A 26,334-nucleotide genomic window follows, 5' to 3' on the forward strand; every position below is an offset into this window, starting at 1 on the left:
GCGGGCGGGTGCGGCTCGCCGCGGCGGGAACCGTCTCGCTCGCCGGGCTGTCCGCGCTGGTCGCCGGCGTAGCCCTGGGCGGCGATCCGACGGGCGCCACGACCGGCCCGAACGGCGGCGAGGCGCCTCGGGTCCAGTACACAGGCGGGGCCGCCTTCGGCTCCTCGCAGACGCAGGCCTCCCGCGACCGTCCGCAGGCCACCTTGCCCACTCCGCCCCAGGCGCTGCTGGCGCCGAGCACGAGCCAGTCCGGCCTGACCGCCCACCCGGGTAGTCCGTCCGGGCGATCAGGTTCCTCCCACGCCACCGGCGAGGCGTACCTGAGCCCCGGCACCTCGCCGATCCCGATCGTGCCACTGACGCCGCGGGACGAGCTCAGCTCACCCAACACGAGCCCCACCGACCTGCGTACCATCGCGCCCAGTCCGACGGGCACCGCCGGCGCGGCCACGACATCGCCGTCGCCGACCGACTCGTGGCCGTGGGGCGACCCGACCCCCTCCACGAGCCCGACGCCGACTTCGGCCGGTGGCTCCCTGCCGTTCCATCCGACGCCGATCGACGTCACTCCGCTGCTCGAGACATTCTTCGGTACGCAGGCCGGTGCCACGAAGGGCCACGCCGACCCGGCCGGAACCACCGCCACGACGGCGGTCACGTCGGGGCACTGACCCAGGACGCCCTCCGACCTGGCCGGGTCTCACCAGATTCGGCCAGGTCACCTTGTTTCCGGGACCGGGCGGTCCCGCGCCGCGCTCAGCCGGTGCGGTCGACCACGAAGTCGGCGAGGGACTCCAGGGCGGTCTTCGCCGGATTGTCCGGCAACGGCGCGAGGCATTCCCGCGCCCGGCTCGACCAGGAGACGAGTTCCGCCCGGGCCCGGGCCATGCCCACGTGGCTGCGCAGCAGATCGAGAGCCTCGCCCACCCGGTCCTCCGTGTTCCCGTCGCCGGGGGCGAATCCGGTGGTGATGAGCTCCCGGAGCCGTCCCGCCGCCCGGTCATCGGCCTGCAGCGCGTAGAGCACCGGCAGGGTCGGGATCCCCTCCCGCAGATCCGTGCCGGGCGTCTTGCCCGAGTCCACCGGGTCCGAGGCAACATCGATGATGTCGTCGGACAACTGGAAAGCCACCCCGAAAAGCTCCCCGAAGGTCGCGAGGGTGTCGACGGTGATCGGGTCAGCGCCCGCCAGCATGGCACCGAGCCGACCCGAGGTCGCGATCAGCGAGGCGGTCTTGTCCGTGATGACCCGCAGATAGTGCTCGACCGGGTCCTGCCCGGGCGCCGGGCCCACGGTCTCCCGGATCTGCCCCTCGCACAGGGTCGCGATCGTCCGGGCAAGGATGCGGGTCGCCTCCGGGCCGAGGTCCGCGGTGATGTCGGAGGCGCGGGCGAACAGGTAGTCCCCGGTGAGGATGGCGACCGTGTTCGTCCACCGCGTGTTCGCGGAGGCCGCTCCCCGCCGCCGCGGCGCCTCGTCCATCACGTCGTCGTGGTACAGCGTCGACAGATGGGTGAGTTCGATCGCCACCGCCGCCGGCACCACCCCGTCGGCCTCGGGATCGGCGAACTGCGCCGCCAGCAGCACGACGATCGGACGGAAACGTTTCCCCCCCGCGTCGACGAGATGGCGGGAGGTCTCGGTCACGAAGGCGGATTCGCTGCGCACCGACTCGCGCAGCAGATCCTCCACCCGGACAAGACCCATCCGCACGGCCTTTTCCAGATCAGGATCGGTCCTGATCCCCACGACGTCCAGCCCGATAGCGCTCATACCACCGTCAGCGTACGAAGCCGGACGTCGCGGCGGTCGTCGCGAGGTCCAGGAGTGGCTGTGGCGCTACTCCCAGTACAAGAGTAGCCACAGTGCCGATGGCGACCGCGGCGAAAGTCAACGTCGGGCGGGTCACCACCACCGGACCCTCGGCGAGCGGCTCGGAGAAGAACATCAGCACAATGACCCGCACGTAGAAGAAGGCGGCGATGGCGCTGCACACCAGTGCAACGACTACCAGCGGGGTGGCGTCCCCGGCGATCGCGGCCTGGAACACCGCGAACTTCCCGGTGAACCCGCTCGTCAACGGGATCCCCGCGAGCGCGAGCAGCAGGAACGAGAACGTCCCGGCCAGCAGGGGCGAGGTCCTGCCGAGCCCCCGCCACTGGGACAGGTCGCCGGCCTCGCCGTCGCCGGTACGGACCAGGGAGACCACGGCGAAGGCGGCGATCGTCGTGAAGCCGTAGGTCACCAGGTAGAACATCGAGCCGCGCAGGCCGTCGGTGTTGGTGCCGGCGAGGCCCACCAGCAGGAACCCGGCGTGCGCGATCGCAGAGTAGGCCAGCATGCGCTTGATGTCGCGCTGGGTCAGGGCAAGCACCGCGCCGACCACCATGGTGAGGATGGCGATCGTCCACAGGATTGGTCGCCAGTCCCAGCGCAGCCCCCCGAAGGCGACGTAGAAGACCCGCAGCAGGGCGCCGAACGCGGCGACCTTCGTCCCCGCCGCCATGAACGCGGTAACCGGCGTCGGCGAGCCCTGATAGACGTCCGGCGTCCAGGAGTGGAACGGCGCGGCGCCGATCTTGAAGAACAGACCCACCGCCAGCAGCGCGAACGACAGATAGAGGTAAGTGTCGTTCACACCGGCGTTGCCGACCGCGTCCGCGATCGCCCCGAACTCCACGCTGCCGGCAAATCCGTAGGCAAACGCGACGCCGTAGAGGAAGAAGGCCGAGGAGAACGCCCCGAGCAGGAAGTACTTCATCGCCGCTTCCTGCGACAGCAGCCGGCGGCGCCGGGCGAGCCCGGCCAGCAGGTACAGCGGCAGCGAGAGGATCTCCAGCGCCACGAACATCACCAGCAGGTTGTTCGATGCGACGAAGAGCATCATCCCGGTGACCGAGAAGACCATCAGCGGATACGCCTCGGTCTGCACGTCTGCCGAGGTCTGCTGCGCCGTCGATCCCTTCGAGCCTGGAGTGATCGCGGCCGAGGCCACGATCGCCCCGCCGGACGAGTCAAGCTGGCGTTCGGCCACCAGCAGCACCGACAGCAGGGCGAAGACCAGGATCGTGCCCTGCATGAACAGGGTCGGCGCGTCGATCGCCAGCGCACCGGAGGCGAGGATGGCCTGCCGGCCATGCAGCACCGCCACGGCCACGAGCGCGGCGACGAAGCCCGCACCCGCCAGGATCGGCTGGAAGGTCCGCCGGGCCCGCTTCGTGGCGAAGGCGTCGACGAGCACCCCGACGAGCGCGACCCCGAACACGATCAGGATCGGGCTGAGCGAGGAGTATTCGATCGACGGCAGCGTGATCATCGGGTTCGATTCCTGCGCCAGGAGAAGGTCGGGTGTGGCGCTCACGAGTGGCCTCCGGACTCCGCGGTCACCGAGTGCGTCGGAGCCGGGTCAGACTTGCCGATATCGGCATAGGTCGCCGTCACCGTCGGCGTGATGATGTCGAGCAGCGGCTTGGGGTAGACCCCGAGCGCGACGATGAGCGCGACCATCGGGGCGACGACGAGCTTCTCGCGCAGGCTGAGGTCGACCAGGACCTTGTTCTCCTCGTGCACCACCGGCCCGGTCATCGTCCGCTGGTAGAGGTACAGGATGTAGATCGCGGCCAGCACGATGCCGGTGGTCGCGACGATCGCCAGCGGCTTGTTCCGGGTGAACGTCCCCATCAGCACCAGGAACTCGCTGACGAAGCTGTTCGTCCCGGGCAACGCCAACGACGACAGTCCGGCGACGAGGAACACCCCGGCGAGCACCGGCGTCACCCTGGCCAGACCACCGTAAGCGCCGACGTCACGGGTGCCGCGGCGCGCCACCAGGAAGCCCACGACCATGAAAAGCAGGCCGGTGGACAGGCCGTGGTTGACCATGTAGAGCACCGCGCCGCTGCCCGCCTGGGAAGTGAAGGCGAAGGTGCCCAGCGCGATGAAGCCGAAGTGGGCCAGCGAGGTGTAGGCGACCAGCCGTTTCATGTCCCGCTGCCCGATGGCGAGCAGGGCGCCGTAGAAGATGCCGGTCACCGCCAGCCCCAGCACCAGCGGGGCGAAGTAGTCGGCCGCGTCGGGGAACAGCGGGATGCAGTACCGGATCAGTCCGAACATGCCCACCTTGTCCAGCACCCCGACCAGCAGCACCGCGCCGCCAGTGGGCGACTGCGCGCCGGCGTCGGGCAGCCAGGTGTGGAACGGGAACAGCGGGGCCTTGATGGCGAACGCCAGGAAGAAGCCGAGGAACAGCAGCTTCTGCACCTCGGGGGTGATGTCCATCTGCCGCAGGGTGGCGAAGTCGAAGGTTCCGCTGCCGAGGTTGTCGGCGGAGACGACGTACAGCCCGATCACGGCGGCGAGCATCAGCAGGCCACCGAAGAGGCTGTAGAGCAGGAACTTGACCGCTGCGTAGGAGCGCTGCGCTTGCTCCCTGACCGGGCCGTAGCTCCCGATGAGGAAGTACATCGGGATAAGCATCGCCTCGAAGAAGACGTAGAAGAGGAAGACGTCGGTGGCGGCGAACACGCCGATCATCCCGGCCTCCAGCGCCAGCAACAGCGCGAAGAACGCCGGGACCGACCGCCTGCTCCGCGTCCCGGCTCCGGGCCCGGAGTCGTCCGCCCCGACGGCGGCCGCGCCGGTCGGGTCCGTCGCGCCGGTCGTCCCGCCATCCGCGTCTGCCTCGTCCCAGGACGCCAGGACCACGACCGGCACCAGCAGCGCGGCCAGCAGGATCAGCACCAGCGAGATGCCGTCGGCTCCCACCGAGTAGGAGATGCCGAAGGTTTTGATCCAGTCGTAGGACTGGCCGAACTGGAAGCCGGCCTTGTTCGGGTCGTAGGCAGCAGTCGCAAGGACCGCGAGCACCAGGACCGCCAGCGAGAGCCCGAGGGTGAGCTGCTTGGCGAGGGTCGACAGCCGGCGGGGCAGAGCGGCGACGATCACCGCACCCGCGACCGGGACGATCAACATGATCGTCAACCAGGGGACTGTGTGCATGTCAGCCCGCCCTCACCAGCAACAGCGCGCCGACCACGAGGACGGCACCTCCCAACATTGACAGAGCGTAGGACCGGACGAAGCCGGTCTGGAGGCGGCGCATCCGCCCCGACAGGCCGCCGATGGCGGCGGCGCTGCTCCGCACGAGCCCGTCGACGCCGACGAGGTCCAGCCAGACCAGGAAACGGGTCAGGTACTGGCCAGGCCGCATCGCGACGGTCTCGTTGAAGGTGTTCGCGAACAGGTCGTGACGGGCGGCGACGGTGACCAGGGTGACCTTGGAGTCCGGCGGGGCCGTCGCCTCGACCGGGCGCAGCTGGTAGCGCACATAGGCGCCGGCGAAGCCGCCGACGGTGACCACCAGTGTGAGCAGGGTGAGGACGAGCGGCGAGAAGGTGTGGACGCCCTCGACGTGCGTCCCGGCGACCGGTTCGAGCCAGTCCTGCAACGAGTGGCCGAGGACGAACAGGCCACCGGCGAGGACCGAGCCGACGGCCAACACGATCATCGGCCCGGTCATCGACACCGGGGACTCGTGCGGATGCCGGGCGTGCTCGCCCTCCGTCGTCCAGCGCGGCCTGCCGTGGAAGGTCATCAGGAACAGCCGGGACATGTAGAAGGCGGTGATGCCCGCGCCCAGCAGCGCGATCGAGCCGAGCAGGTATCCCGATGTCCCACCCTTGTCGAAGGCGGTCTCGATGATCCGGTCCTTGGTGAAGAAGCCGGAGAACCCGGGGAACCCGATGATCGCCAGGTAGCCAAAACCGAAGGTCACCCAGGTGATGGGCATGTACCGCCAGAGCCCGCCGTAGTGGCGCATGTCCTGGTCGTCGTGCATCGCGTGGATCACCGAGCCGGATCCGAGGAACAGGCCGGCCTTGAAGAAGCCGTGGGCGAGCAGGTGCATGATGCCGATCGCGTAGCCGGCCGGTCCCAGCCCCACCGCGAGGAACATGTACCCGATCTGGCTGACCGTCGAGTAGGCCAGCACCTTCTTGATATCGTCGTAGGCGCAGCCGATGACGCAGCCAATCAGGATCGTGACCGCCCCGATGATCACTACGACGGTGCGAGCGGCCTGCGTCTCGTTGAAGATCGGCCCAGCCCGCACGATGAGGTAGACCCCGGCGGTGACCATGGTTGCCGCATGGATGAGCGCGGAGATCGGGGTCGGGCCCTCCATGGCGTCCGGCAGCCAGGCCTGCAGTGGGAACTGACCGGACTTGCCGCACGCGCCGAGCAGGAGCAGCAGCGCGATCGCGGTGATCGTGCCGTAACCGATGACGCCCGCGGCGGCCGAGCCGAACACGTCGGCGTAGCTCGTCGACCCGACGGTGGCGAACATGAACATGATCGCGAGCACCAGCCCGACGTCCCCGACCCGGTTCATGTAGAAGGCCTTGTTCGCCGCGGTGGCGGCGGCCGGCTTGTACTCCCAGAACTTGATGAGCAGGAAGGACGACAGTCCGACCAGCTCCCAGCCGGCGTAGAGCGACAGGAAGTTATCGCCCAGGACGAGCAGCAGCATCGACGCCAGGAAGAGGTTCATGTAGGCGAAGAACTTCCGCCGGGCCGGGTCGTGCGCCATGTAGCCGATCGAGTAGATGTGGATCAGTGTCCCGACCCCGGTGATCAGCAGCACAAAGACGACCGAAAGCTGGTCGACCAGCAGACCGACGTCCACCTGGAAACCGTTGACCGGAATCCAGGAGTACAGCTGCTGGGACAGCGCCCGCTCGTCACCGGGGCAGTCGAGCAGGCCGGCGAACAGCACCAGACCGATCACGAAGCTGGCGGCGGAGGTCAGTGTGCCGAGCAGATGCCCGAACCCGTCGGTCCGCCGGCCGCCGAGCAACAGCACCGCGGCTCCGGCCAACGGAAGCGCGATGAGCAGCCAGGTCAGCGAGAAGACCCCCGACGCGGCCACATAATGGATCTTGCTGCCGCCATGTTCGGCGGCGGCGAGCAGAAGCGGGTCAGCGTTCATCGCGACTCCGCCGCGGATGCCATTGGCGATAATGCGTCACTGCAGTGTCGTCCGTTCTTCCGTGGCCGACGGCCGGTCGCAGCCGCGTTCCGGCGGCGGGAGCGGACCGGAGAGTCCACCCGACCCGGTCCGCGGTGGGAATGCTGGTCAAGATCTGGTGCTCGCGCTCGTACTCGTGCTTGGCTGGGATCTAGTACTTCAGCAGGTTCACGTCATCCACCGACGCCGAGTGACGGGTTCGGAAGATGCTGAGGATGATGGCCAGGCCGATGACGACCTCGGCCGCGGCGACGACCATGACGAAGAAGGCCATGATCTGCCCGTCGAGGGTCCCGTGAATGCGGGAGAACGTGACCATGGTCAGGTTCGCGGCGTTGAGCATGAGCTCCACCGACATGAACACGACGATCGCGTTGCGCCGGACGAGGACCCCGACCGTGCCGATGGTGAACAGTAGCGCGGAGAGGATCAGGTAGTTCGCGGGGTTCATCGACCGTCCCCCTTACCGGCGCCGATGGGCGCCGAGCCGTTCGCGTCCCGGGAGATGCCGCCGCCCGGCTCGCCGGGCGTCTCGGGGATGCCCCCGATGCCCGAGGCGCGCCCGCCGCCCGGCAACAGCCCGAGCGTGTCGGCGGAGTCATGCCGGGCGAAGACCCCCGGCCCAGGCAGCGGGGTGACCTGACGGCCCTCGGTGAAGCGCCGCCGCATCCACTCCCGCTGGCTGATCCGGCCGCCTTCGCGTTCCCGGTGGCCGAGGATCATCGTGCCGATCGCGGCGACGACAAGCAGCGCCGAGATCGCCTCAAAGACGAAGACGTAGTCGGTGAACAGCAGGCGGCCGATCGCCTGGACGTTGCCGCCGGTGTTCGCCTCGGACAAGCCCGTGGCGCTCCCGCCGTCGATCGCCGAACCGATCGGGAAGGCCAGCAGGCCCGCGAAGCCGAGGCCGAAGACGATCGCGCCGAGGCGCTGACCGCGGATGGTCTCCACCAGCGAGTCGGACGAGTCAACCCCGACGAGCATCAGCACGAACAGGAACAACACCATGATCGCGCCCGCGTAGACGATGATCTGCACGAACCCGAGGAACGGTGCCTCCTGGATCAGGTAGAACACCGCGACGCAGAACAGGTTGGCCACCAGCAGCAGCGCCGAGTGCACGGCGCTGCGGACCATCACCATGCCGAGTGCGGCCAGCACCGCGACCGGGGCGAGGATCCAGAAGGTCGCGGCCTCACCGGTGGAGGTGCTGGTGATGTCCCCCGCCGCGGCGGCGAGGATCTCGTGGTTCATCGTGGTCGCTCCGAACCGGCGCCGTGGGCGGGAACCTCGTCCGCCCGGGAATGCTCGCCCGCCGTCCGCCGGGCGATGACGTCTGCTGCCTCCCGCTCCGCGGCCTGCTCCTGCTCCGAGATCTGCCAGGGCAGCGGGGCGTCGGGGTCGCGGGTGTAGTAGTCGGTCTCGCTGGAGCCGAGCCGCATCGGATGCGGCGGCGCCTCCATGCCCTCGCGCAGCGGAGCGAGCAGCTGTTCCTTGGTGAAGATCAGATCCTGTCGGCTGTCGTCGGCGAGCTCGTAGTCGTTGGACATCGTCAGCGCCCGGGTGGGGCAGGCCTCGATGCACAGCCCGCACAGGATGCACCGCAGGTAGTTGATCTGGTAGACGCGGCCGTACCGCTCGCCCGGGGAGTACCGCTCAGCCTCGGTGTTGTCCGCGCCCTCGACATAGATCGCATCGGCCGGGCACGCCCAGGCGCACAGCTCGCACCCGACGCACTTCTCCAGGCCGTCGGGATGCCGGTTGAGCTGGTGACGGCCGTGGAAACGCGAGGCGGTCTCCTTTTTTTCCTCCGGGTACTGCTCGGTCGTCGGCTTCTTGAACATCGTCCCGAAGGTGACGCCGAACCCCTTGTACGGGTCGAGGATCCCCATGACTCAACGCTCCTGACGCGGACCGGGGTCCGCGGGGATGACAGTGGACGACCCGTTGGCCGAGGCACCGGCGGACACCGCCGGACGGCCCCGTCCACCGGCCGGCGGTGGGGGCGGCCACGGGATGCGGTCGAGGCTCGGCGCCTCGGCCAACTTGCGCTGCTCGGCCTCCTCCAGCTCCCGCTGGTGCCTCGCGCCGCCGGGATCAATGAGCGCGACGATCAGCAGGATGCCGACGACCACGCCGAACCCGACGAGCCAGGGCGTGCGGTCGTCCACGTGCTTCTGGTAGACGCGGAAGGTCGCGACGGCCAGCACCCAGACCAGACCGACCGGGATGAGCACCTTCCAGCCGAAGCTCATGAACTGGTCGTACCGCAGCCGCGGCAGCGTCCCGCGCAGCCAGATGAAGAAGAACAGGAACGCCAGCAGCTTGAGGACGAACCAGATCAGCGGAATCCAGCCGGAGTTCAGACCGGACAGGCCGGGGATGGGCGGAGGCTGCCAGCCCCCGAGGAACAAGGTCGTCGCGATCGCCGAGACGGTGACCATGTTGATGTACTCGGCCAGGAAGAAGAACGCGAACTTGATGGAGCTGTACTCGGTGTGGAACCCGCCGACCAGTTCGCCCTCGGCCTCGGGGAGGTCGAAGGGGGTCCGATTCGTCTCGCCGACCATCGAGATGCAGTACAGGACGAACGACGGCACCAGCACGATGTACCAGCGACCCGACTGGCTCGCCACGATGCCGGAGGTCGACAGCGTGCCGGCGTAGATGAACACCGCGACGAACGCGAGCCCCATCGCGACCTCGTAGGAGATGATCTGCGCGGCCGAACGCAGCGAGCCGAGCAGCGGGTAGGTGGACCCGCTCGACCAGCCCGACAGGATGAGCCCGTAGACACCGAGGGAGGCGGCCGCCAGCAGGTAGAGCACGCTCACCGGCAGGTCCGCCAGTTGCAGCGTGGTCCGCTCCCCGAGGATCGAGACCTCCGGACCGAAGGGGATCACCGCGAAGGCGAGGAACGCGGGCACCGCGGAGACGATCGGCGCCAGGATAAAGATCGGCTTGTCGGCGAGTACCGGGATGAGGTCTTCCTTGAGCATCAGCTTGGCACCGTCGGCGAGGCTCTGCAGCCAGCCCCTCGGGCCGTGGCGGTTCGGGCCGACCCGCTGCTGCATCTTCGCGACGACCTTGCGCTCGAACACGATCGCGAACAGCGTCATCAGCAGCAGGAAGGCGAACACCGCGACGGCCTTGAGCAGGATCAGCCAGAACGGGTCGTCGGCGAACGCGTGCAGGTCCGGATCCGCGGCCGCGGCCCAGACGAGCGTGGGCGGGGTGGCGCTCATGCGCGGCCTCCGGGAGTGTCGTCCCCGGCGGGGGTGCCGTCCCCGGCAGGGGGATCGTCCTCGGCGGGGGTGCTCGTCCCGGCGGCGCCCACCCGGACGAGGACCCCGGCGTGCCCGGCAAGCGCCCGGCGCACGTGCGAGCCCGGCGAGTGGGTCGGCACCCAGACCACCCGGTCGGGCATCGCCGTGACCTCGACGGGCAGGGTGATCGAGCCGCGGGGGGTCGTGACGGTTACCCGCCCCCCGGCCACGGCGCCGATCTCGGCGGCGGTCGCGGCGGACAGGCGGGCCACCGCCGGGCGCGCGGTGCCCGCCAGGTAGGGCTCATCGGCCTGCAGGGCGCCGTCGTCGACGAGCTGGTGCCAGGTCGCGAGCACCGCCTCACCCGCCCCCGCGACGGGCGGCTCGGCGATCGGCTCCGACGGGGCGGGCACCCGGCTCACACCGTTGCCGGCCCGGCCCAGGGCACGCAGCTCGCGGGCGGCCGCGCCGGCGTCGGGCAAGCCGAGGTCGAGGCCCATCTCGGCGGCGAGCAGGTGCAGCACCCGGACGTCCGGCAGGGCCGGGGTGTCCAGGGCCCGCTGGAACGGTCGCAGCCGGCCCTCCCAGTCGACGAACGAGCCGGCCTTCTCCGCCACCGGGGCGATGGGCAGCACCACATCCGCGACCTCGGCGATCGACGACCGGCGCAGCTCGATCGAGATGCAGAACGGCATCCGGGCGAGCGCCACGAGCGCACTCGCCGGATTCGGCAGGTCCTCCGCGTCGACCCCGGCCACGATCACCCCGTCGAGCCGCCCGGCCGCGGCGGCGGCCAGGATGCCGTCGGTGTCGCGGCCGGGCGCGCCGGGCAGCGGACCCCCCCAGACCTCCTCGACCTCGGCGCGCCCGGCGGCGTCGGTGACCGGGCGGCCGCCGGGCAGCAGCGAGGGAAGCAGCCCGGCCGAGACCGCGCCGCGGTCACCGGCCCGCCGCGGAACCCAGGCGAGCGAGGCACCGGTCGCCTCGGCCAGCCGGACAGCCGCGGACAGCGCCCCGGGGAACTCCGCGGCCCGCTCGCCCACCAGGATCACCGCCCCCGGCGCCCGCAGGGCCTGCGTGGTCGGTGCTTCCGGCCCGCCCCGGTCGGGGGCGGCGAGCACGTCGAGGACGGCCGCCTCCTCGCCGGGCCGCGTCGGCACGAGGGTGCCGGCGAGCTTGGTCAGCCCCCGGCTCGCCAGGGGTGCGAGCGCGTGCACGGCCGCGCCGTGCTTGTCCACGGCCTTACGTAGTCGCAGGAAGACGATGGGCGACTCCTCCTCCGGCTCGAAGGCCACCAGGAGCACGGCCGGGGCGGCCTCGAGATCGGCGTAGGTGACGCCGATGCCGATGCCGATGCCGGTGCCGGCATACCCGAGGAACTGCTCCTCCTCGGCGGAGTGCGGCCGGGCCCGGAAGTCCACGTCGTTGCTGGCCAGCGCCACCCGGGTGAACTTCGCGTAGGCGTAGGCGTCCTCACGGGTCAGCCGCCCGCCGGTGAGCACTCCGACCCCGCGCCGGTCCCGGCACTCGGCCAGTCCCCGCGCGGCGTACTCGAGCGCCTCGCTCCAGGAAGCCGGGACGAGCTGCCCGGTCTCGTCGTCGCGGATCAGCGGGGTGGTGAGCCGGTCGGCCGCGCGCGCGTAGGTGAAGGCGAACCGGCCCTTGTCGCAGTTCCACTCCTCGTTCACCGCCGGGTCGTCGCCGGCGAGGCGACGGGTCACCCTGCCCCGGCGGTGGTCGGTGCGCAGGGAGCATCCCGACGCGCAGTGCTCGCACGCCGTGGGCGTGGAGACCAGGTCGAAGGGCCGGGCCCGGAAACGGTAGGCGGCGCTGGTCAATGCCCCCACCGGGCAGATCTGCACGGTGTTGCCGGAGAAGTAGGAGGAAAACGGCTGCCCCTCGCTCACCGCGACCTGCTCGGCGGCGCCTCGCTCGAACAGCTCGATAAACGGGTCACCGGCGATCTGGGCGGAGAACCGGGTGCAGCGGGCGCACAGCACGCAGCGCTCCCGGTCCAGCAGGATCTCGGTGGAGATCGCCAGCGGCTTCGGGTACACCCGCTTGGTCTCCTTGAACCGGGAGACCGCACCGCCGTTCGCCATCGACTGGTTCTGCAGCGGGCACTCGCCGCCCTTGTCGCAGATCGGGCAGTCAAGCGGATGGTTGAGGAGCAGGAACTCGAGCGTGCCGGCCTGGGCCTTGCGGGCGACCGGCGAGGTTAGCTGGGTCTTCACGACCATGTCGGCGGCCACCGTCGTGGTGCAGGAGGCGACCGGCTTGCGCTGGCCCTCCACCTCGACGATGCACTGCCGGCAGGCTCCGACGGGGTCGAGGAGCGGATGGTCGCAGAACCGCGGGATCTCGATGCCGAGCAGCTCAGCCGCGCGGATGATGAGGGTGCCCTTGGGCACGCTCACCGACAGCCCGTCGATGGTGAGGGTGATGAGGTCGGATGCGACCGGCTGGGCCGGCTCTGAGGCGCGAGGCCTGGATGGGGCGACGGTCATGATGGTCAGTGCGCTCCCGCGTAGGCACCCGGGGCGGACGCGGGCGAGCCGTCGCCGGCCGTGGCGTCTCCCGGGGTGGGGTTCGGCTTCGTGGTCACCGCACTCACCGGGATGAACTCGTCCCGGAAGTACTTGATCCCCGAGACGATCGGGGAGGTGGCCCCGTCGGCCAGCGCGCAGAACGCCCGGCCGAAGATGTTGTCGCAGGCGTCGACGAGGGTGTCCACGTCCTCGGCGTCGCCCTGGCCCCGTTCCATCCGGGACAGGATCTGCACCATCCAGGTGGTGCCCTCGCGGCACGGAGTGCACTTGCCGCACGACTCGTGCGCGTAGAACTGGGTGAGCCGGCGGACGACCTTGAGCATGTCGACCGTGTCATCCATGATCATGAGTGCGGCCGTGCCGAGCAGCGACCCGACCTCCTGCATGCCCTCGAAGTCGAGCGGCGCGTCGAGGTGCTCGGCGGTCAGCATCGGGGTGGACGACCCGCCCGGGGTCCACGCCTTGAGCCCGCGACCGCCCCGCACGCCGCCGGCCAGGTCGAGCAGCTCCCGCAGGGTGGTGCCCATCGGGGCCTCGTACTGGCCGGGCCGGGTCACGTGCCCGGACAGGCTGTAGATCTTCGGCCCCGGCGAGCGCTCCCGGCCCATCGACCGGAACCAGTCCACACCGTAGTTCACGATGTACGGCACCGACGCGATCGTCTCGACGTTGTTGACCACCGTCGGGGAGGCGTACAGGCCGTGCGTCGCGGGGAACGGCGGGCGCAGCCGAGGCTGGCCGCGGCGGCCCTCCAGGGAGTCGAGCAGTGCCGTCTCCTCGCCGCAGATGTAGGCGCCCGCGCCGGAGTGCACGACGAGGTCGAGGTCGAAGCCGCTGCCAAGGATGTCCCGGCCGAGGTAACCGGCCCGGTAGGCCTCGGCCACGGCGGCCTGCAGCCGACGGGCCGCGTGGATCAGTTCGCCGCGCAGGTAGACGAACGCCCGGCCGGCCCGCACCGCGTAGGCCGCGATGACGATCCCCTCGATGAGCGAGTGCGGGTCCGCCATCATCAGCGGCGCGTCCTTGCAGGTGCCCGGCTCCCCCTCGTCGGCGTTGATGACGAGGTAGTGCGGCCTGCCGTCGCCCTGCGGGATGAAGCCCCACTTCATCCCGGTGGGGAAGCCGGCGCCGCCCCGCCCCCGCAGCCCGGAGTCCTTCACCAGCTTGATGAGGTCACCCGGGGCCATCGCGAGGGCGGTGCGCAGTGCGGTGTAGCCGTCGAGGCGGGTGTAGGTCTCGATCGTCCACGACTCCGGCGTGTTCCAGCGCCGGGTGAGGACCGGGGTGACGGGCATTGTCAGCTCCCCTTCCGTTCCGAGGAGGCCGGGGTCGTCGGCGCCGGAACCACCGCGGGCGGCGGCCCGGCAGGCGGTGAGGCGGGGCGCGCCGCCGCGTCGGCCCCCACACCATGGGTGACCAGCGGCGCGGGCGCCTGCTCGGCGCTCCAGCCGGCCGCCTCGGCCACGAGGAGACCCACGACCGACGGCTCGCCGACCCCCGGGCCCGCGACGCCCTCCGGCCGCGGATCGCCGAACCCGGCAAGCTGGCGGGAGACCTCGGCGAACGAGCACAGCGGACCGCCACGGGCCGGCGCCGGCCGCCGCCCCGCCCGCAGGTCCTCGACGATCGCCTGGGCGGAGTCGGGGTCGACCTGGTCGTAGAACTCGTAGTTCACCGTCATAACCGGTGCGTAGTCGCAGGCCGCGAGGCACTCAGCGTGCTCGAGGGTGATCGACCCGTCCGGTGTCGTCTCGTCATGGCCGATCCCGAGGAGCTTCGAGACCCGCTCGTAGACGTCCTCGCCACCGGGCAGCGCGCACGACAGATTCGTGCAGACCGAGACGAGGTAGTCCCCGACCGGATGCCGCTTGTACATCGTGTAGAAGGTCGCGACCGCGCCGACCTCGGCCCGGGTGATGCCCAGCACGTCCGCGCAGAACGCGACGCCCTGCGCGGTCACGCACCCCTGCTCGGCCTGTACCAGGTGCAGCAGCGGGAGCAGGGCCGAACGGGATCGGCCGGCTGGGTACCTGGCGATGATCTCCTGCGCGGCCGACTGGGTCTCCGGCGAGAACGCCATCAACGATCAACTCCCCCGAGCACCGGGTCGACCGAGGCGACCCCGACGATCACGTCCGCCACCTGGCCGCCCTCGGTCAGCGCCGGGACGGCCTGCAGGTTGACGAAGCTTGGATCCCGCACATGGACGCGGAAGGGTCTCGTGCCGCCGTCGCTGACCACGTGGTAGCCGAGCTCGCCGCGCGGCGACTCGATCTGGGTGTAGACCTGACCGGCCGGGACGCGGAACCCCTCGGTCACCAGCTTGAAGTGATGGATCAGGGCCTCCATCGAGGTCCCCATGATATTCCGGATGTACGCGAGTGAGTTACCCGTCCCGTCGGACCCGACAGACAGCTGGGACGGCCAGGCGATCTTCTTGTCGGCGACCATGACCGGGCCGGGACGCAGCCGGTCCAGGCACTGCTCAACGATCTTGAGCGACTCGCCCATCTCCTCCAGCCGCACCAGGTAGCGGGCGAAGGAGTCGCCCTCCAGCGCGGTCGGCACGTCGAACTCGTAGGTTTCGTAGCCGCAGTAGGGCATGGTCTTGCGCAGGTCCCACGGCAGGCCCGCGGCGCGCAGCACCGGGCCCGTGGTCCCCAGCGCGATGCAGCCGGCCGCGTCGAGAACGTTGACGTCGACCATCCGAGCCTTCCAGACCGGCTGGCCGGTGAGCAGCGCGTGATACTCCCTGATCCGCTTCGGCATGTCGGCGAGGAACGCCCGGATGGCCCGCTCGGCGCCGTCGGGGAGATCCTGGGCGAGGCCCCCGGGCCGGATGTAGGCGTGGTTCATCCGTAGCCCGGTGATGAGCTCGAGCAGGTCGAGGACCTTCTCCCGCTCCCGGAAACCGAAGATCATGGCGGTGGTGGCGCCGAGCTCCATGCCGCCGGTCGCGAGCCACACCAGGTGCGAGGCGATCCGCTGGAGCTCCATCACCATCACCCGGATCACCGTGGCCCGCTCGGGTACCTGCTCGGTGATGCCCAGCAGCTTCTCCACCGACAGGCAGTAGGCCACCTCGTTGAACAGCGGCGAGAGGTAGTCCGCCCGGGTGAGGAAGGTGACCGCCTGAGTCCAGGTGCGGTACTCACAGCTCTTCTCGATGCCGGTGTGCAGGTAGCCGATGACGATGCGGGTCTCGGTAACCGTCTCGCCCTCGATCTCCAGGACCAGGCGGAGCACCCCGTGGGTCGACGGGTGCTGCGGCCCCATGTTGACGACGATCCGCTCGTTCTCCTCCTCGCCGACGCCGAGGATCTGCTCCCAGTCGCTGCCGGTGACGGTGTAGACCCGCCCACTCGCCGACTCGGTGAAGCCGGCCTCGTAGGCCGGATGCTCCCCGGGTCCGCCGACGGTCCCGGTCGGGTAGCCGACGCCGTTCGCGCCGTTGGGGGCCCCGGTGCCGTTAGGGGCCCCGGTGGTCAGATCGTCCGTGGTGGCGGAAGTCGACGTGTTGGGCGTCATAGCGAACCTCGGATGTCGCCTCGTGGGATGTCGCCTTGGCGGTGTCGCCGGCTGGCCAGGGCCGGACGCGGGGTCACGAATAGCTCCGGCGCTCGTCCGGCGGCGGGATCGTGGCACCCTTGTAGTCGACGGGGATGCCCCCCAGCGGGTAGTCCTTGCGCTGCGGGTGCCCGATCCAGTCGTCCGGCATCATGATTCGGGTCAGGCCCGGATGACCCGTGTAGACGATGCCGAACATGTCGTAGGTCTCGCGCTCGTGCCAGTCCGCGGTGGGCCACACCGAGGTCAGGCTCGGCACGGTGGGATCGGCGTCGGTGACGGACACCTCGACCCGGACCCGGCGACGGTGCGTCATCGAGGTCAGGTGGACCACCGAGTGCAGGCGACGGCCGGTGACGTCGTCCGGGTAGTCCACGCCAGACAGCGAGGACAGCAGCTCGAACCGCAGGTCAGGGTCGTCACGCAGGGTCTGCCCGACGGCGGCGAGGCTCTCCCGGCGCACGTGGACGGTCAGCTCCCCGCGATCCACCACCACCCGTTCGACGGCGTCGCCGAGCTGGGGGAAGGCACGTTCGAGCGCGTCGTAGACGGCGTCGGCGTCGGCGTCACCGAACGGGCGGGCGGTGGAGCTCAGGGCCGGAACGGGCGTCACAAGCCCGCCGAACCCGGAGGTGTCACCGCTGTCACCGGCGCCGAACGCGTCCCGGCGCCGCCCACCCGGGCCGCCGGGCACGCCGGCGGCGCCCGGTACCAGGTCGGCGGGGGCTGTGCTCTCGTCGCTCACTGCCTAGATCCCCCGATCCGGGTCGTCGACGTCGCCGATGCTCTCGGTGGTCGGGCCGGGCCCGTGCGCCCGGGCCTCGTCACTCGGCTTAGGGTCGACCGGTAGCCGCTTGGCGCACCCGAACACCGAGGGCGGTGCGAGGGCAGCGGGCCGGCGGGTGTCCAGGGCGGGTTCGACCGCCCCGCTACCCGTCGACGCCGGCGCCCCGGCCGGGATCGAGAAGCGCTTGCGGTCGTTCACCGAGAGGGTCCGGGTGTCGAATGCGCCCGCCGGCAGACCGGCCCGGGCGATGGCCACCTCGATGGGTTTCGGATACGGCGAGGAACCGATCTTCGTGTGCTCAATCCGGCCGGAGATCGGGCCGGCGAGGATCTTCTCGTGCAGCTTGATGATGGCGTCCATGAGCATCTCCGGCCGCGGTGGGCAGCCGGGGAGGTACATGTCGACCGGGACGATATGGTCCACACCCTGCACGATCGCGTAGTTGTTGAACATGCCGCCGCTGCTGGCGCAGACACCCATCGACAGCACCCACTTGGGCTCGGGCATCTGGTCGTAGATCTGCCGCAGCACCGGCGCCATCTTCTGACTCACCCGGCCGGCGACGATCATGAGATCGGCCTGGCGCGGGCTGGCCCGGAAGACCTCCATGCCGAATCGGGACAGGTCGTAGCGGCCGGCTCCCGTCGACATCATCTCGATCGCGCAGCAGGCCAACCCGAAGGTCGCCGGCCACAGCGACGAGCGCCGTGACCAGTTGGCGAGCTTCTCGACGCTGGCAAGAAGCACACCGCCCGGCAGCTTCTCCTCTAGTCCCATTCCAGACCTCCACGCCGCCACTCGTAGGCGTACGCGACGAAAATGGTCGCCATGAACAACGCCATCGCGCCGAGACCGAATACCGCCAGGCTGTCGAACGCTACCGCCCAGGGGAAGAGGAAGATAATCTCGATGTCGAAGACGATGAAGAGCATCGCGGTGTTGTAGTACTTCACCGGGAAACGCTGCGGCCCGGCCGGGGCCGGGGAGGGTTCGATCCCGCACTCGTATGCGTCGATCTTCGCACGGTTGAACCGGCGCGGGCCGATCAGCGCACCGGCCGCGACCGAACCAACTGCGAACAGGGCCGCGATCACGAGTAGAACGAGGATCGGCACATAGTTCGAGAGCATGCCGAACTCCTCTCCTTCGAGAGTTTGTTACCGGACGTTGGGGTGAAACGGCTCGCCGGTGAACGGACCCCGAACGGTCCGGACTCGGCCCGCGGAACCAGTGGCCATTTCGGACACGTCAGGCCGCGGGAGCGAGCCGGGTCATCGCGTTGATCAGTCGGTCCATCGCATCCCCTCCCCGGGGGTCGGTAAGATTTGCCATGATCTTGAGAACGAAACGCATGAGGACCGGTCTCGGCAGCCCGTAGCGGGTACCGAACGCCATAATCGTCGGATTGCCGATGAGCTGGACGAAGAACCGGCCCAGGGTGTAATAGCCCCCGTACCGGGCCCGCATGAGTTCCGGGTACTGGCCGAGCGCCCGCTCCCGCGCCGGACCATCCGGGCGGGCGAGGGCCTGCACGGCAATCTCGGCGGCGTACCGACCAGATTCGAGCGCGTAGGCGATGCCCTCCCCGTTGAAGGGATTCACCATCCCGCCCGCGTCACCGACCAGCAGCACGCCGTCGCGGTAATGGGGGGTCCGGTTGAAGCCCATCGGCAGGGCGCTGCCACGCACCGGGCCGGTGGCGTTGTCCTCGGTGTATCCCCACTCCGGCGGCAATGCGGCGAGCCAGCGGCGCAGCAGGTCCCGGTAGTCGGTGTTCTGGAAGGCGTCCGTGGTGTTCAGCAGGCCGAGGCCCACGTTGCTCGTGCCGTTGCCAACCCCAAAGATCCAGCCGTAGCCAGGCAGCAGCCGGCTCTCGCGCGGCCTGCCCTCCCACAGTTCCAGATGGGACTCGAGGAAGTCGTCGTGCGTGCGGGGGCTGCGGTAGTAGCGGCGGACCGCGACCCCGAACGGCCGGTCCTCCCGGCGGCGGATACCGAGGGCGAGCGCGATGCGGGCGCTGTTACCGTCCGCCGCGACGACCAATGGCGCCCGGAACGTCACAGATGTTCGGTCGGTGCCGGTCCTGGCGTGCACGCCGACGACCCGTCCGGTGCGCTCGTCGAGCAGCGGACCGGTCACGGCGGTCCCCTCGTGCAGCCGGGCACCGACCTTCACCGCGTGGCGGGCCAGCAGGTCGTCGAAGTCAAGCCGCGGACGGACCAGGCCGTAGTCGGGCCAGCTCGCCAGCTCCGGCCAGGGCAGCTCCAGGCGGACGCCGCCGCCGATGATGCGAAGCCCCCGGTTACGGGCCCATCCGGCCACGGGCGAGGTGTCGAGACCCATGTCCACGAGGCTGCGAACGGCCCGCGGGGTCAGCCCGTCGCCACAGACCTTCTCGCGGGGGAAGGTCGTCTTCTCCAACAGGAGCACGTCGAGCCCGGCGCTGGCAAGATGGTAGGCGGCCGAGGAGCCACCGGGACCCGCGCCGACCACGATGACGTCGGCGTCGGCCTTCGACCGGCCGGCCGCACCGTCATCCCTTGTCCTCGCCATGGTCACGAATTGCTCCGGATCTGCTAGATTACTCGTCCCGGGGGCACTCCACCGGGAGCCCTCCACCTGTGTACTCGTGAAATTCTTCACGAGCGTTCTCGGCGAGTGTAGGCCTTGCGCAGGCCAACCGCACCAACCAGGATGCGGCGAAGAACGGACGAGTTGACTTCGTGCACCCTATCGCTACTGTGAGCGATAGTTCGCGGCATCGGACGCCCGCCGCCGGAGCTCGGCGGTCGATCGCCACCATGAGCGGCAGGTACAATTCCCGCCCGATCGGCCTGGATCAGGCCAGCTCACCCGCCTGGTGTCGGTCCGGAGCACTCGCCCGCAGCGCGAAGCGCAACGGAGAAACCACGAAGCCGGCCTCCACCGCCCGCCGGTGGCCCATATTCGCCCCCCGGGGTGGGATTCAGCGCCCGTGCGGGGTAATCCCTCCACAGGTCACCCGAAACGCGGTGGCTCGTCCGCGGTCGCCGCCGGTGTCCCGACGGCGCGGATGCACCATCACCCGAACACCATCACCCGAAGCAGCACGGACTGGGAACGAGAGAACGCGATGACCATCGCAGAGACCGTCGTCATCCCCACCCCCGACGGGCCCGCCCCGGCCACGCTCGCCGAACCCGATGGTCCCGCACGCGGCGGCGTCGTCGTCCTCCACGAGGCGTTCGGCCTCACCGAGCACATCACCGATGTCTGCTCGAGGTTCGCGCGCGGGGGGTGGCGGGCAATCGCCCCCGGCCTGTTCCACCGCGCGGGCTCGCCCGTCTTCGACTACGACGATCTCGCCTCCGCAGTGAAGATCATTCATAAGCTCAACGGCACCGACCTCCTCGCCGACATCGACGCCGCGCTGGTCGTCCTCGCCGAGGAGGGAACCGCCATCGACCGCTGCGCCGTCGTGGGCTTCTGCCTCGGCGGGAGCATCGCCTTCCAGGCGGCGGTGGCCCGGCCGTTCGGCGCCGCGACCACCTTCTACGGTGGCGGGATCACCATGCGCCGCTTCGGGGAACCCGCCCAGCTGGATCTCGCCGGCCGCCTGCAGGCACCGTGGCTCGGTCTGTACGGCGACCAGGATCCGAGCATCCCCACTTCGGAGGTGGAGGACCTGCGGGCGGCGACACAGAAGGCGTCTGTGCCCACCGAGATCGTCCGTTACCCACAGGCTGGGCATGGCTTCCACAACGACGCCCGCGCCGCCGCCTACCACGGCCCGTCGGCGAAGGACGCCTGGTCACGCATGCTGACCTGGTTCGACTCGCATGTTCCCGGCTGAGCCCACCCCGCCGACCGTGGCGCCGGCCGGTCCAGCACCATGGTCGGTCCAGCACCGTCAGTCCGGGGCGCGACCCCGGTGCAGCGCCACCACGCCGCCGGTGAGGTTGCGCCAGCCGACCCGGAACCAGCCTGCTTCCCGCAGCAGGCCGGCCAGCTCCGCCTGGGCGGGCCAGGCCCGGATCGACTCGGCGAGATAGACGTACGAGTCCGGGCTGTTGCTCACCGCGCGGGCCACGGCTGGCAGGGCCCGCATCAGGTACTCGACGTAGACCGTCCGCCAAGGCGCCCAGACCGGGCGGCTGAACTCGCACACCACGAACATCCCGCCCGGACGGGTCACCCGGCGCAGCTCGGTGAGGCAGCCGAGCGTGTCGGCGACGTTGCGCAGACCGAACGAGATCGTCGTCCGGTCGAAGGTCTCGTCCCGGAACGGCAGCCGCAGCCCGTCCCCGGCGGTCAGCAGGATCCGCCCGGCATCCCCCGGCAACGGCCGCGACGCCAGCCGACGCTGCCCGGCCCGCAGCATCCCCAGGGAGAAGTCGCAGGCCACCACGTCGGTCCCGGCGAGCGCGAAGGCTCGTGACGAGGTCGCCGTCCCGGCGGCGAGGTCGAGGACCCGAAGGCCCGGCCGCAGGTCCAGCGCGTCCGCCGCGGCGCGCCGCCAGGTCCGGTCGAGCCCGCCGGTGAGCACGGTGTTGGTCAGGTCGTACCGGTTGGCCACCCCGTCGAACATCGACGCGACGTCCCGCGGACGTTTGTCGAGTCCCGCTCTGCTCACCATGCCCCTTCCCCGCCGCCGAACCGCGCCGAGGCCGCCGCCGAGGCGTCGCGGGCGGCCCTCTCGACGGTGTCCCAATCGGTGCTCTCGCCGATCCGCCGCAGCCGCGCGCGGGTCGGCTCGTCGCACAGCGCGCCCGCGACCCCGGCGGTGTACAGGTCGCGGGCCCGGGCACCGAGCCCCGCCGCGACCGCGTGCTCCGTCTCCAGATCGGTGCCGAACATAGCGGGATCGTCGGTGGCGAGCGAGCACGCGACCCCGGCCCGCAGCAGCGCCGCCAGAGGATGATCGTCGAGGGACGCCACCGACCGGGTCCGCAGGTTGGACACCGGGCAGACGTCCAGCACGATCCCCTGATCGACCAGCCGTCGCATCAGCTCGGGGTCCTCGGCGGCCCGGATCCCATGCCGGATCCGCCTAGCTCCCAGCGCGTCGAGCACGCTCCGCACGGACACCGGGCCCGCTGTCTCCCCCGCGTGCGGGACCGCGGCGAGCCCGCCGTCGGCGGCCAGGGCGAACGCTGGCGCGAACGGCTCGGGGGGATGACCGACCTCCGGTCCGCCGAGCCCGATGCCGACGACACCGCGATCGGCGAACCGCACCGCCCACCGCGCCACCTCCATCGCGGCCTCGACTGGCAGCACCCGTTCGATGTCCGGGGTGAGGCGCACCTCGACGCCGTAGCGCTCCCTGGCCTCGATCGCCCCGTCGGCGTAACCGTGGAAGATCTCCTCGACGCGGACCCCCCGATGGACCCGGAACCAGGGCGAGAAGATGCCCTCCAGGTAGACAGCGCCCGCCCGGGCCGCCTCGGCGGCGTAGTCGACGACCACCTGGCGGAAGTCGGCCTCCATCCGCATCACGTGGGTGGTGAGGATCCAGGCCTTCAGGAAGTGGTCGAAGTCGCGGAAGCGGTAAAGGTCCGCGAGGCCATCGACCGTGCGGGCGGGCAGCGCCTCGGAGTTGCGGCGCGCCATCTCCAGCAGGGTGGCGGGACGGACCGTGCCCTCCAGATGGACGTGGAGTTCGATCTTCGGCCCGGTCGGGGACGGAACCGCGAATCCGGAGGAGTCACTCACCCGGTCACTGTATGGTGCTCCCGGCTACGCGGAGATAAGCGGCAGCGCGGTGGAGGAGAAGTGCGAGGCCACCCGGTCGTCGACCGGGTCCTGCGCCGGGTCGCGGTGCACGACGAGGTGCCGGTAGCGGGTGTCGCGCTGCGCGGGAATGCGGTCGGCCGCGCGGATCAGGGAGATCAGCTCCGCCCGGTTGGTGCGATGGCGCGCCCCGGCGGAGGAGACGACGTTCTCCTCCAGCATCACCGAGCCGAGGTCGTCGGCGCCCATGTGCAGGGTAAGCTGGCCGACCTCCTTGCCGGTGGTCAGCCAGGAGCCCTGCAGATGCGTGATGTTGTCGAAGAACAGCCGCGCGACCGCGACGAGGCGGAGGTACTCCAGGGTCGTCGCCTGGGTGCGCCCGCCGAGATGGTTGTTCTCCGGCTGGTAGGTCCAGGGGATGAACGAACGGAACCCGCCGGTCCGGTCCTGGACGTCCCGGATCATCGTCAGGTGTTCGATGCGCTCGGCGTCCGTCTCCCCCGTGCCCATCATGAAGGTGGCGGTGGATTCCAGGCCGAGGTTGTGAGCGGTCTCCATCACGGACAGCCAGGCGTGACCGGGCTCCTTCAGCGGAGCGATCGCCTGCCGGGGCCGTTCGGTGAGGATCTCCGCTCCCGCGCCCGCGAAGCTGTCCAGGCCCGCGTCCCGCAGCCGGGTAATGACCTCGGGAAAGGTCAGCTCGGACGTCCGGGCGATGTGCACAACCTCGCTGGCGCCCAGCGAGTGCAATGCCAACTGGGGATATGCCTTCTTGATGGCGGCAAAGGTGCGCTCATACCACTCGATGCCGAAGTCGGGATGGTGCCCGCCCTGCAGCATGATCTGCGTGGCGCCGAGCTCGACCGCCTCCCCGCACTTGGCGACGATATCCTCGACGTCGCGGACCCAGCCCTCGGCATGCTTCGGAGCGCGGTAGAAGGCGCAAAACCGGCAGGCGGTCACGCAGACATTCGTGTAGTTGATGTTCCGGTCGATGATGTACGTCGCGATGCCATCGGGGAAACGGCGCCGACGGACCGTGTCCGCCGCACCGCCGAGCGCGTGCAGCGGCGCCCTCGTGTAGAGGAGCAGCGCCTCCTCCGCCGAGATACGCCCGCCGGCTGCGGCCCGGTCCAGCACGGACCGGATCTCACCATCGCCCTGACCCACCGGAATCTCGCCATCGACATCCATACGGCCCTCCCCGCGTAGCGCCTTCGGCGCGACGCGGGGACCCCTGGCATCGGGCACCGTACGGGGTCTCCGTCGAATCACCTTCGGCGATCCTCCCAGGGTAGCCATCGGGGCCATCGGCGCGACGCGGGGGATGAACGGTCAGTGTCCGGATCGCGTCCCCGGGTCCGCCGGGCTGGAGCCACCGTGGGTGGCGTCAGTGTAGCCACCGGTCGAGGAACCGGCGGTCGAGGAGCCGGCCGGGCTGGCGGGACCGGCGTCGTGGTGACCGTGGCCGCGGCTGGTGATCTTCGCCTGGAGCTGCTTGATCTTGGCTCGGTTCTCCGGCCGGTTGGCCGCAGCCTTGGCCTTGTTGACCATCTCCTTGGTCTTCGGGCTGTGCAGGAAATCCGTGATCTTGTTCGAGAAACTGGCTATAATAACGGTGTACCTATCCGGGCAGGGGTTTACGCCTGCCGGTCATCCGTTCGACGACCCGCCCGAGGAGCCGCCGAACGTGTCCCTCACCCGGTTCCACAGACTGTCGAGCTGGTCACGGGTGTCGTCCTTGACCGACGTGACGACCTTGTCCCACAACCGCTGGCGCTGTTCGTCGACCATCAAGGCGATCTGGTCCGCCGCGTAGAGCAGCAGCAGGACGACAAGGACGAACAGAATCGTGCGCTTGAAAGGGATCCGCAGCCGGAACCGACGCCGGGGACGCGGTCGCGGCGCCGGTTCAGCGTAGGGAGCCGGCGCGCGTCCGCGCCGGTCCGGGCGTGCCTCGGCCACCCACGGGGCCGGGGCCGGCCGTGGCTCCGGCGAGAGCGCACCGCGCCCCCTGACAGGCTCGGGACCCGCGGGCACCGACGGGGGCCACTGGCTGGGCCACGGGGCGGGGCCGTGCCGGCGCCTGGGGGGACGGTGCCGCCTCCGCGGCACGGCCCCCGGCGTAGGGCCGACCCGCGTAGGGCTGGTCCGGGTAGGGCTGACCGGCCGGCGGAGAATCCGCCCGGGGCTGGCCGCCGTGCATCGGGCGGGCGTCCGGTGCCGGCGGCGGATGGCCCCTCTCGCCGGAATCGTCGAAACCCGATCGGTGGCCGTTCCCGTCGGCCTCATCGTCGTACTGGACGAATCCGCCGCGGCGCGGTCGGCGGCCGGTGGCGGTGCCAGCGCGGGTGGCGGCATGGGCGGACCGGCCGGCGGGGGCATGTCGCGGGCTGAGTCGTTCCACCAACGATCGCCGCCGAGGGGCCGGGACTCATTCTCCCACCAGCGCCGCTGTTCATACGGGGTCGCAACGTGGGTCGGATCCGGTCGACCGGCCCCGTCGGCCCCGTCGGCCGCAACCGCCCCAGCCGCGGCGGCACTGCGTCCCCGTGGCCAGGTCCCGTCGAGCAGGGCGGTCGCGGCGTCTCGCGCGTCACCGGCCCGGCCGCGCTCGCCGAGCAGGGTGAGCAGCAGGTTCTCGGTGGAGGGCCGGTCCCGGGGGTCGCGGGCGAGCGCGGACCGGACGATCGGCGTGAGATCAGGCGGCATGGCCCGCAGGTCCGGCTGACCCGTCAGGATCTTCTCCGACATCTCCAGGTAGGTGCCGTGGCCGTAGGGGTGACCGCCGCTGGCCGCGTAACCGATCAGCAGTCCCCAGACGAAGACGTCGACCGCCGGGCCGAGCGCGGCGCCCTCCATCTGCTCGGGCGCCATCCAGCCGACCGAGCCGAGGACCAGACCCGTCTGGGTGCGGCCCTTTGTCATGTCGAGCGCGCGGGCGATCCCGAAATCGATGACCCGGGGGCCGGAGTACGACAGCATGACGTTGCTCGGTTTGAGATCCCGGTGGACGATGCCGGCCCGGTGGATGGCGGTGAGCGCAGACGCCACGCCGACCGCCACGCCCTGCAGTGTCGACAGCGGCAGCGGACCGGACTCGGTGACGGCCTGATCAAGCCGGACGCCGTCGATGTACTCCGTGACCAGATAAGGACGACGCGCGTCGGGATCGGCATCGAGGACCTGGGCGGTGCAGAAGGGCGCGACCCGCCGAGCGGCCGCCACCTCGTCCCGGAAACGTGCCCGGAACTCCGGGTCGACGGCGAGGTCCGACCTGATCACCTTGATCGCAACGAACTTCTCGGCTGCGTCCTGGGCGAGGAACACCGTTCCCATCCCACCCGCGCCCAGCCGACCGACGACCTGGTAAACACCGATCGTGGTCGGATCATCGGGATGCGGCGCCTCGGCCGGATATCCGCCACTAGG

At 70.3% G+C, this 26,334-nt stretch carries 22 protein-coding genes and 1 pseudogene; 2 read left to right on the forward strand and 21 right to left on the reverse strand.

What is annotated here, in order from left to right; all coding sequences use genetic code 11:
* Positions 1 to 671 (forward strand): annotated as a pseudogene (locus tag AC08OT_RS07300) (hypothetical protein); the annotation flags it as partial.
* An 85-nt stretch (positions 672 to 756) separates the two neighbouring features.
* On the opposite strand, the gene AC08OT_RS07305 reads toward AC08OT_RS07300, so the two are convergent.
* The 16 genes from AC08OT_RS07305 to AC08OT_RS07380 all read right to left on the reverse strand — a co-directional run bounded on the left by AC08OT_RS07305 (position 757) and on the right by AC08OT_RS07380 (position 19,746).
* The gene (locus AC08OT_RS07305) at positions 757 to 1,773 is read right to left on the reverse strand and encodes a polyprenyl synthetase family protein (protein WP_476595528.1); all 1,017 of its coding nucleotides are present in this window, start codon (positions 1,771 to 1,773) and stop codon (positions 757 to 759) included.
* A 7-nt stretch (positions 1,774 to 1,780) separates the two neighbouring features.
* Positions 1,781 to 3,316 carry an NADH-quinone oxidoreductase subunit NuoN gene (gene nuoN / locus AC08OT_RS07310; RefSeq protein WP_476592110.1) on the reverse strand — a complete coding sequence of 512 codons (1,536 nt, stop codon included), beginning with the start codon at positions 3,314 to 3,316 and terminating at the stop codon, positions 1,781 to 1,783.
* 41 nt (positions 3,317 to 3,357) lie between these two features.
* Entirely contained in the window at positions 3,358 to 4,998 is a 1,641-nt protein-coding gene (locus AC08OT_RS07315) for an NADH-quinone oxidoreductase subunit M (protein WP_476592094.1), read from the reverse strand.
* A gap of 1 nt (position 4,999) precedes the next feature.
* Positions 5,000 to 6,985 (reverse strand): NADH-quinone oxidoreductase subunit L, encoded by a 1,986-nt coding sequence (gene nuoL / locus AC08OT_RS07320; protein ID WP_476602661.1) that lies wholly within the window; start codon positions 6,983 to 6,985, stop codon positions 5,000 to 5,002.
* 190 nt (positions 6,986 to 7,175) lie between these two features.
* Positions 7,176 to 7,475, reverse strand: coding sequence for an NADH-quinone oxidoreductase subunit NuoK (gene nuoK / locus AC08OT_RS07325; protein ID WP_476592096.1), 300 nt, complete (start codon positions 7,473 to 7,475; stop codon positions 7,176 to 7,178).
* On the reverse strand, positions 7,472 to 8,278 hold the full coding sequence (locus tag AC08OT_RS07330) for an NADH-quinone oxidoreductase subunit J (RefSeq protein WP_476592097.1): 807 nt from the start codon (positions 8,276 to 8,278) through the stop codon (positions 7,472 to 7,474). Before AC08OT_RS07330 ends, nuoK begins: the two co-directional genes overlap by 4 nt.
* A complete protein-coding gene (gene nuoI / locus AC08OT_RS07335) occupies positions 8,275 to 8,916 on the reverse strand; it encodes an NADH-quinone oxidoreductase subunit NuoI (protein WP_476592098.1) in 642 nt (213 codons plus the stop codon). Before nuoI ends, AC08OT_RS07330 begins: the two co-directional genes overlap by 4 nt.
* Before the next feature lie 3 nt (positions 8,917 to 8,919).
* A complete protein-coding gene (gene nuoH / locus AC08OT_RS07340; RefSeq protein WP_462202933.1) occupies positions 8,920 to 10,269 on the reverse strand; it encodes an NADH-quinone oxidoreductase subunit NuoH in 1,350 nt (449 codons plus the stop codon).
* Entirely contained in the window at positions 10,266 to 12,797 is a 2,532-nt protein-coding gene (locus AC08OT_RS07345) for an NADH-quinone oxidoreductase subunit G (RefSeq protein ID WP_476592099.1), read from the reverse strand. Before AC08OT_RS07345 ends, nuoH begins: the two co-directional genes overlap by 4 nt.
* 5 nt (positions 12,798 to 12,802) lie before the next feature.
* A complete protein-coding gene (gene nuoF / locus AC08OT_RS07350) occupies positions 12,803 to 14,134 on the reverse strand; it encodes an NADH-quinone oxidoreductase subunit NuoF (RefSeq protein ID WP_476592100.1) in 1,332 nt (443 codons plus the stop codon).
* Between the two features lie 2 nt (positions 14,135 to 14,136).
* On the reverse strand, positions 14,137 to 14,919 hold the full coding sequence (gene nuoE, locus AC08OT_RS07355; protein WP_476592111.1) for an NADH-quinone oxidoreductase subunit NuoE: 783 nt from the start codon (positions 14,917 to 14,919) through the stop codon (positions 14,137 to 14,139).
* A complete protein-coding gene (locus tag AC08OT_RS07360; protein ID WP_476592101.1) occupies positions 14,919 to 16,367 on the reverse strand; it encodes an NADH-quinone oxidoreductase subunit D in 1,449 nt (482 codons plus the stop codon). The genes nuoE and AC08OT_RS07360 overlap by 1 nt, the downstream gene beginning before the upstream one ends.
* A 73-nt stretch (positions 16,368 to 16,440) precedes the next feature.
* Complete coding sequence (locus AC08OT_RS07365) at positions 16,441 to 17,151, reverse strand: NADH-quinone oxidoreductase subunit C (protein ID WP_462185653.1); 711 nt, start codon at positions 17,149 to 17,151, stop codon at positions 16,441 to 16,443.
* Positions 17,152 to 17,154: 3 nt separating this feature from the next.
* Positions 17,155 to 17,970, reverse strand: coding sequence for a NuoB/complex I 20 kDa subunit family protein (locus AC08OT_RS07370; RefSeq protein WP_476602662.1), 816 nt, complete (start codon positions 17,968 to 17,970; stop codon positions 17,155 to 17,157).
* Positions 17,961 to 18,323, reverse strand: coding sequence for an NADH-quinone oxidoreductase subunit A (locus AC08OT_RS07375; RefSeq protein WP_011434998.1), 363 nt, complete (start codon positions 18,321 to 18,323; stop codon positions 17,961 to 17,963). Before AC08OT_RS07375 ends, AC08OT_RS07370 begins: the two co-directional genes overlap by 10 nt.
* Positions 18,324 to 18,441: 118 nt before the next feature.
* Positions 18,442 to 19,746, reverse strand: a complete 1,305-nt coding sequence (locus AC08OT_RS07380) for a geranylgeranyl reductase family protein (protein WP_476592103.1) — start codon at positions 19,744 to 19,746, stop codon at positions 18,442 to 18,444.
* Between the two features lie 559 nt (positions 19,747 to 20,305).
* Between AC08OT_RS07380 and AC08OT_RS07385 the strand changes: the two genes are divergently transcribed.
* Positions 20,306 to 21,025, forward strand: a complete 720-nt coding sequence (locus tag AC08OT_RS07385) for a dienelactone hydrolase family protein (RefSeq protein ID WP_476592104.1) — start codon at positions 20,306 to 20,308, stop codon at positions 21,023 to 21,025.
* A gap of 57 nt (positions 21,026 to 21,082) precedes the next feature.
* On the opposite strand, the gene AC08OT_RS07390 is transcribed toward AC08OT_RS07385, so the two are convergent.
* The 5 genes from AC08OT_RS07390 to AC08OT_RS07410 form a co-directional block, all read right to left on the reverse strand.
* Entirely contained in the window at positions 21,083 to 21,805 is a 723-nt protein-coding gene (locus AC08OT_RS07390; protein ID WP_476592105.1) for a demethylmenaquinone methyltransferase, read from the reverse strand.
* Positions 21,802 to 22,884: an adenosine deaminase gene (gene add / locus AC08OT_RS07395; RefSeq protein WP_476592106.1), complete on the reverse strand. Its 1,083-nt coding sequence runs from the start codon at positions 22,882 to 22,884 to the stop codon at positions 21,802 to 21,804. Before add ends, AC08OT_RS07390 begins: the two co-directional genes overlap by 4 nt.
* Before the next feature lie 24 nt (positions 22,885 to 22,908).
* On the reverse strand, positions 22,909 to 24,096 hold the full coding sequence (gene mqnC / locus AC08OT_RS07400; RefSeq protein ID WP_476592107.1) for a cyclic dehypoxanthinyl futalosine synthase: 1,188 nt from the start codon (positions 24,094 to 24,096) through the stop codon (positions 22,909 to 22,911).
* Positions 24,097 to 24,237: 141 nt separating this feature from the next.
* On the reverse strand, positions 24,238 to 24,456 hold the full coding sequence (locus AC08OT_RS07405) for a hypothetical protein (protein ID WP_476592108.1): 219 nt from the start codon (positions 24,454 to 24,456) through the stop codon (positions 24,238 to 24,240).
* A gap of 99 nt (positions 24,457 to 24,555) precedes the next feature.
* On the reverse strand, positions 24,556 to 26,334 hold a 1,779-nt coding region (locus AC08OT_RS07410; protein ID WP_476602663.1), incomplete at its 5' end, for a serine/threonine-protein kinase.

Source organism: Frankia sp. CgJB1, from assembly GCF_977947065.1.